The sequence below is a fragment of the Mesotoga sp. genome, assembly GCF_035363035.1.
Classification (GTDB): domain Bacteria; phylum Thermotogota; class Thermotogae; order Petrotogales; family Kosmotogaceae; genus Mesotoga.
The window spans coordinates 1-6,378 of record NZ_DAOSEH010000103.1 but is presented as its reverse complement, the minus strand read 5'-3'; the positions used below and the strand labels follow the sequence as shown (position 1 = coordinate 6,378).

The window sequence follows — 6,378 nt, the reverse complement described above, 5'->3', positions numbered from 1 at the left end:
CCACTCTCAACTTGCCCGAGGCGAAGAGTCTTATCATGTTTCCCATTTCCGACAGTCTGTAATCGAAGGGTCCTATGATCCCTGTCGGACAGAGCACGACGGCGTTCAGTCCCTCCCTGGCGGCCGTCAGGACATTGAGCACGGCTTCGGCCTTGGATTTTCCGTAAACTCCGCTCGTGCGCGCCGGATTGAAGGGAACGTTTTCATCTATGAAACTCCCCGGCTCCAGCTCGGTGAAGGCGTGGATCGAACTGGTGTAGATCAACCTACCCACTCGCTGAGCTTTGCAGGCGTGGATCACGTTTTCCGTACCGCCTATGTTGACGTCTCTCACCTGTTTCTTCATGGTGGGCATTATGGATATGAGCGCGGCCAGATGATAGACAGTATCTATTCCTTTGCAGGCAGCGATCACGAAGTCTCTGTCCCTTATATCGCCCCGAAGTATCTCCACTCCGGGAAGATCTATCATCGATACGTCCTCTCCGGGGAGCGCTATGGCCCTCACGCTCTCGCCCTGGCTCACCAGCTCCTTCACGAGAACGTTGCCCACATGACCGGTAGAACCCGTCACAAGTATCACGGCCGATCACTCCCACGGTCGCCGACCGAGTCGGCGTACCACTTTTCGATGACGATGCCCGTTATTCTCTCGAAGCCCTCGGTGATGATCGCAAGATCTTCGGGGCTGACGTTCTTCACGAAGATGGCGATCAGCTCCGAGAAGCTGGACAGAAAGCTTCTGTAGAGAGCCGTACCCCTTTCGGTGAGATTGATCATGATTACCCTTCGGTCTTCCTCCGAACGGACGCGGGCCAGATAACCCTTTTTTTCCATGTCGTCCACAAGAAGAGTGATGTTGCTTTTGGTCATAGAATACTCCTTCGCCAGCGAAGACATATTCTGTGGCCCTTTGAGCGCGACGTATAAAAGTATGTAAAGCTCTATCGTCTTCATCTCTTCGGCTTCTATGCTGAAAGAGAAGAACTTCGTGAAGTTCCGGATCAAATCGAAAACGGCCTCCAGTATATTTTCTGGACTGATTTCCTTGCCTCCCCCACTCATTGCTGCACCTCCTCTGAAGTAATTATAACAGTTTAAACATTTAACTATCAACAAATTTTACTGTGCATAAACATTACTATTCTGGTAAGAGTAGTAAAATTCTACCAAAGGGGGCCGTCCGTTATGATCAATCGAAAGATCTCTATATCTATAATCGTCCTGTTCGCAGTTGCCACGGTGGTTATGGGTCTATTCCTTCTGAAGCTGGAGATCAACGTATCCAGCGAATTTCTTCTCCCGGAGGAGTCTCCTTCCAGAGAAAACATGCGTAATATGGAAAGCCTTTTCGGAAAAGAGAAGCAGATCATCATAGTGGTCAAGACCGACGGTCTCTTCGAGAAGGAAAACTCTCTCAAGATCTACAACTTTCTCCAGAAACTCTCCTCGATCGAAGGAGTCGTGAGTTACAACTCATATCAGGACGCTGCCAAAGTGAGCCTGATCGGCGGTACGAACGTCCAGCCTTACTTTGAAGAAGGCCTTCCCGCGGAAAACGCCCGGGAGATACTCGACAACCCGCTCTACCTGGACAACCTTCTGGATGGGGGAGGAGAAGTCGCGCTCATACCGATAAACGTGGCTGACGGTGCCGATATAAAAGCCATTCTGAAAGTGGCCGGAGACTCGCTCGAGGGCATGGAGTTCCACGCCAGCGGTGAACCGATAGTCGATGAGGAATTGAACAGTTCTATACTATCGCTCTTGGTGGTATATCCCCCTATCCTCTTCGGTCTCATCTGCTTCATATATTACCTGCGGCTGGGAAGCTTTCGCGCGGCGGTCATCCCTTCGATACTCTCGATCATCGCCGCTCTCTGGACCTACGGATTGGGAGTCATTATCGGTTTCGATATCAACATTCTCACCTCCACCGTGGGGCTTTTCATAGTAATCATCTCCTCGTCCTACGGACTCCATTTCATAGATAGGTATATCACGAACAGGAGAGTTCTGGAAAGACATCTGGCTCTCAAGCGCACCATACGCGAGGAGCTGGTCCCGGTCTTCCTCTCGGCGCTCACGACTGCGGTCGGCTTTCTGACCTTTCTTGTCAGCAGTCTGGAAGCCTTCAGGCAGCTGGGTATAATGGTCTCGCTCGGAATCATGTTGAGCTCGGCGCTTGTCCTGGTGGCGCTTCCGGCCTTCCTCTTTTTCGTAGATCTTCCCGCGGTGGAGAGAAAGCTCCGGTTCAAAGGCGGAACACGCGAGAGGACGGCGAAGATCGACAGAATCGTGCTTGTGACGATAATCGTTTTTGCGGTCGTTTCGCCCTTCCTCATATCGAGAATAGAAAACAACTTCGACCAGTTCGATTATTTCAGGAAGAGCTCCACGATCGTGAAATCTGCCGAGACGATCAGAGAGGAATTCGGCTGGAACATGCCTTTCTACGTCGTTTTGAACAAGAACAGCCTCTTCACCGGTGGCGATGCCCAGACCCTGTCGAAACTCATTGGCGATATAGAAGAACTCTCTCAGGTCAGGGGAGTTTCCTCGATAATGGATGTCTCGAAGGCCTTCAACATACCGCTGCCATTACTCCAGCTGTCGGCACGCAGCGGCGATCTGCCTGTTCAGCAGTACATGGTGGGCAACTCGATAAGATTGCTGGTCAAGACTCCAAACACCGATGCCGTCAGCTCTCAGCGGCTCGAAGCCGAATTGAAAGAACTCCTCGAGGACTACCCTCAGTACTCTCCATACATAGCCTCGCCCCTCTTGATAATATCCGGTGTCAACAGCGAGATCCTCGCCAGCCAGGTGAGCACGATCGTATGGGCTTTGATAGTCATAACTCTGCTCCTGATAGTTGTCTTCAGATCCTTCAAGCTGGCGATAGTGTCGGTTCTTCCGATAGCCATGTCGGTGTTCTTCAACTTCTCTTACATGGCTATACTGGGCATTAAACTGGAGATCTCTACCGCGATTGTCGCGGGAATACTGCTGGGAATGACCATAGATTACGCGATCCATCTCATCAACAGGTTCATAGAAACGAAAGATATCTACAGGGCCAGGCAGGAAGTAAAACCGGCTATATTTTCCAACACCGTAGCGCTTGCGGCGGGCTTCGCAACTCTCGTATTCGCTCCACTGAAGCTGTTTTCAGGGCTGGGATTGCTTCTTGCCATCGGCATGGTCACCGGCGCGATACTGACGCTCACGCTGATACCGCACATAATCAGGAGCAGGAAGAAAACTACCGGTTGATCTCCCTGTCTCCTATGAAGAGCTGCACATCTTTGCGAGAGAGTAAAGTCTCCAGGAACTCCTTTTCTGACCTCTCGCCGAAGGCGTACTCGAGAAAACTGTTTATGGATTTGTATAGGTATTCCTCGCCACCGCTGGTCATGAAAGTGCCGGTGAAGCCCAGGTAATGGGCCAGCGGCGACAGATGGTCCAGCATCGCAAAATCCGGGTGGTTGGCGTTAGGTAGCTTTAGGAGATACGGTTTAACCTCACCACTATTTGTCAGAAGGTGAAGATTCCCCGCCTCTTCTCTCTCCAGCCAATTGCCAGTTTCCATAATGAGAGCCGGTATATTCATCCCCACCTTGAGTTCATCGTCGGTCATTACGAAGAGCGCCGGGTCGAAGGAGATCAGCGCATCGATCCTCTTCTCTCGCTGCGAGAGGAATTGAATCACGCCTCCACCGCCGGAATGACCGAAGACCGCTATTCTGTCGGTATCGAAAAAACCTACCGGAAGCCTGTCACCGTCGGCCATGTTCTCTAACTCATCGATCACGAAGGAGAAGTCGCCGGCCATCAGTTCCATTCCAAGTCTTACTCCTTCTTCGAAACTATCCGCGCCGGGAAATTGCTCGGCCCTCTCTCTTGAAAAATGCGCCTGCGTACCGTCGGAAAACTCCACGACGGCCGCCCCGTAAGGGTGTTCTATCCCTATCACCACATATCCCCTGCTGGCGAGATACTCTGCGAAAGAGAAGTAGAGAGGTACGATGGCCGGAGTACCGGGTGAAAATATCACCACGGGTGCGCCGCCTTCGATCATCAGAGGTTCGGCCTCAAGGTAGGAGTTGGATTTCACGGTTCTGAGGTGCTGGAAAATAATCGCCGGCAGCTCGTAGTTGCTGGCCAGACTGTTTATGAACAGAGGGGCGTTCCTGAACCAGGGACTCCTCCTGTTGCCCGCCGTATCAGCGGCCGGGTACCAGACATCCACGACCAGCCTCCTGGACATGGTGACGTCGGCGAAGGGGTCCTGCCTGGATTTGTCTTCGAGCTCGATTATCTTCAATCCCACATCGTACCGGCCGCCGGGAGAGGGCCAGGTCACGGTCGGAAAGAGATAAACCATCAGACCGACGACGGCCGCCAGAGAGAGTCCGATGAGAATACCGGTATCTATAATTCCCTTTTTTCTCTTCACAAGCATCACCTCGGTTCAATTATCGCATAAAAAATATCGGAAAACAGCGCCTCGAAAGAGTCATCACCGAAATTACCATGATGGCCGGTGAATTTGCGGCCACATCGAACCGCGATTCAAATCCTGTAAAATGATGAGAGAATACAGTTGTGGCTCACGAAATCCGTTCATCTGGAGAGATCTTTATGAGAGTGGAGAGGTTACTGGGAATCACCATAGTCTTGCTTGGCAGGAGAAGAGTTCCGGTTCGCGAACTGGCCGAGAGGTTCAGCGTCTCGTGCAGGACGATACACAGGGACCTCGATGCGCTGTCGATGGCCGGTATACCCGTGGTCACGGTTCGCGGAAGCGGCGGAGGCGTCGAAATAATGGAAGGGTACAGACTCTCCAGCACACTCTTCAACCAGGACGAACTGCTATCCTCGATCGTCGCTCTGGAAGGACTGGGAAACGCTCTCGACAGCGACTCCATAACGAGCGCGCTCGAAAAGATAAAAGGGCTTCTCTCGAGAGAACAGCAGGAAAAGATAGAGGGGAGAAGGTCTCTCTTTCTGGATATCTCGCCGTGGTTCTCCAGTCAGATAGAGGAGCATATGCTTTCGCAGATCAGGGAAGCCATTTCGAAAAGCCTTCTCATTTCCTTCAGATACATGAACAACAAGGGTCAGGAATCGAGAAGAAGAGTGGAACCCATGTCGCTCGTCTTCAAAGGCTACACATGGTACCTTTACGGGTATTGCCTGCTCAGGGACGATTACAGGTTCTTCAAACTCTCTCGCATGGATGAACTGGAGATAACCACGGAGAGTTTTACGCGCAGGGAGAAAGAGCTCGAAAAGAAGCGTGTGGAGAACTCCATCGACTGGCAGGAAAAGCTGGAAAGGATAGTCATAAAAATCTCCTCGAAGGTTCGGGCAAGGGCCGTAGATACCTTTGGAAGAAAGGCAATCAAATTTATACCAGACGGCACCGGATTGGTGGAGGTTTTCTGGCCGCTAGACGAGTGGTTGTATTCGACGATTCTCTCTTTTGGAGCGGATATAATCGTTATAGAGCCCGGGTCTCTCAAAGACGAAATAAAAAAGAGATTGATATCTATGTTGAATAGGTATACATAAATTCCAAATATGACTCACTTATGTCATATTATTTCTGATAGTATTCTCTCGGAGGTGATCGAGGTGAAGATGTTAGCTTTCTGTGGAATCGATTGTGCGAATTGTCCGGCATACATCGCGACTTACGAGAACAACGACCGGTTGAGGACCGAAACGGCCGCCAAGTGGTCGGAGATGTTTCACTCTTCCATAAAGAAGGAAGATATAAACTGTCTGGGTTGTCACAGTGGCGGTCCTTTGTTCTCCTACTGCAAAGAGTGCGGGATAAGGAAATGCGCGTTGGAACAGAAAATCAAAGAAACCTGCGCCGAGTGCGCCGATTACTCCTGCCAGTTGCTCACAGAGTTCCATAAAATGCTTCAGGAGGAGAAGAAGATACTCGACAGGCTCCACTCGGAGATAGAAATGCGCAGTTGAACGGGGATGTCGCGTCTCCCCGGTTCCGGCGGAATATCCGTGTTAAGCCGGAGGCTCGAGAGAACGGGGGTATTGTCCATGTTGGAAAGAGAGTGTTTCGATCGTGCGAGGAAATTGGTTAAGGAGTTCGGCGGCGTAGTGTACATATCTTTCGCCGCCCCGGAAAAGAGAGACTCAGCCATTACAAATATACGCTTAATTTAGTCATAGACCGGCAAAAGGCCAGAGACGCTTGAAAGCGCTTCCGGCCTTTTTTTATTTTCTATGGTTCCACTCTATACCGGGTTTAATCGTTTCCAGCAGTCTCAATTTCCTTCTGGCTTCCTTTGTACCCATCTTCTTGAGTATGAACTTGCCCAGGGCGTATTCGAAGGGAAACCACGA

6 protein-coding genes are annotated in these 6,378 nt (G+C 51.0%); 3 read left to right on the top strand and 3 right to left on the bottom strand.

Features of this window, described 5'->3' with window-relative positions:
- Together PKX57_RS10845 and PKX57_RS10840 are read right to left on the bottom strand one after the other, a co-directional pair.
- Positions 1–583 (bottom strand): NAD-dependent epimerase/dehydratase family protein (locus PKX57_RS10845; protein WP_472417274.1); only part of this gene is annotated, 583 nt, incomplete at its 3' end.
- Positions 580–1,065 carry a MarR family transcriptional regulator gene (locus tag PKX57_RS10840; protein WP_213920440.1) on the bottom strand — a complete coding sequence of 162 codons (486 nt, stop codon included), beginning with the start codon at positions 1,063–1,065 and terminating at the stop codon, positions 580–582. The genes PKX57_RS10845 and PKX57_RS10840, both read right to left, overlap by 4 nt.
- Before the next feature lie 123 nt (positions 1,066–1,188).
- On the opposite strand from PKX57_RS10840, the gene PKX57_RS10835 reads away from it, so the two are divergent.
- Positions 1,189–3,276: an efflux RND transporter permease subunit gene (locus tag PKX57_RS10835; protein ID WP_472417272.1), complete on the top strand. Its 2,088-nt coding sequence runs from the start codon at positions 1,189–1,191 to the stop codon at positions 3,274–3,276.
- Here PKX57_RS10835 and PKX57_RS10830 read toward each other — a convergent pair.
- The gene (locus PKX57_RS10830) at positions 3,266–4,465 is read right to left on the bottom strand and encodes an alpha/beta hydrolase family protein (RefSeq protein ID WP_472417270.1); all 1,200 of its coding nucleotides are present in this window, start codon (positions 4,463–4,465) and stop codon (positions 3,266–3,268) included. The genes PKX57_RS10835 and PKX57_RS10830 overlap by 11 nt on opposite strands.
- A gap of 179 nt (positions 4,466–4,644) precedes the next feature.
- Here PKX57_RS10830 and PKX57_RS10825 point away from each other — a divergent pair, with 179 nt between their 5' ends.
- Positions 4,645–5,577, top strand: coding sequence for a WYL domain-containing protein (locus tag PKX57_RS10825; protein ID WP_213920016.1), 933 nt, complete (start codon positions 4,645–4,647; stop codon positions 5,575–5,577).
- Positions 5,578–5,646: 69 nt separating this feature from the next.
- The gene (locus PKX57_RS10820) at positions 5,647–5,994 is read left to right on the top strand and encodes a DUF3795 domain-containing protein (RefSeq protein ID WP_470745421.1); all 348 of its coding nucleotides are present in this window, start codon (positions 5,647–5,649) and stop codon (positions 5,992–5,994) included.
- The last annotated feature ends 384 nt before the right edge of the window (positions 5,995–6,378 follow it).

Bases quoted from the DNA above. Each gene is read 5' to 3' on its own strand.
- PKX57_RS10830 (WP_472417270.1), bottom strand. From the start codon at position 4,465: ATGCTTGTGAAGAGAAAAAAGGGAATTATAGATACCGGTATTCTCATC.
- PKX57_RS10825 (WP_213920016.1), top strand. From the start codon at position 4,645: ATGAGAGTGGAGAGGTTACTGGGAATCACCATAGTCTTGCTTGGCAGG.
- PKX57_RS10820 (WP_470745421.1), top strand. From the start codon at position 5,647: ATGTTAGCTTTCTGTGGAATCGATTGTGCGAATTGTCCGGCATACATC.
- PKX57_RS10835 (WP_472417272.1), top strand. From the start codon at position 1,189: ATGATCAATCGAAAGATCTCTATATCTATAATCGTCCTGTTCGCAGTT.
- PKX57_RS10840 (WP_213920440.1), bottom strand. From the start codon at position 1,065: ATGAGTGGGGGAGGCAAGGAAATCAGTCCAGAAAATATACTGGAGGCC.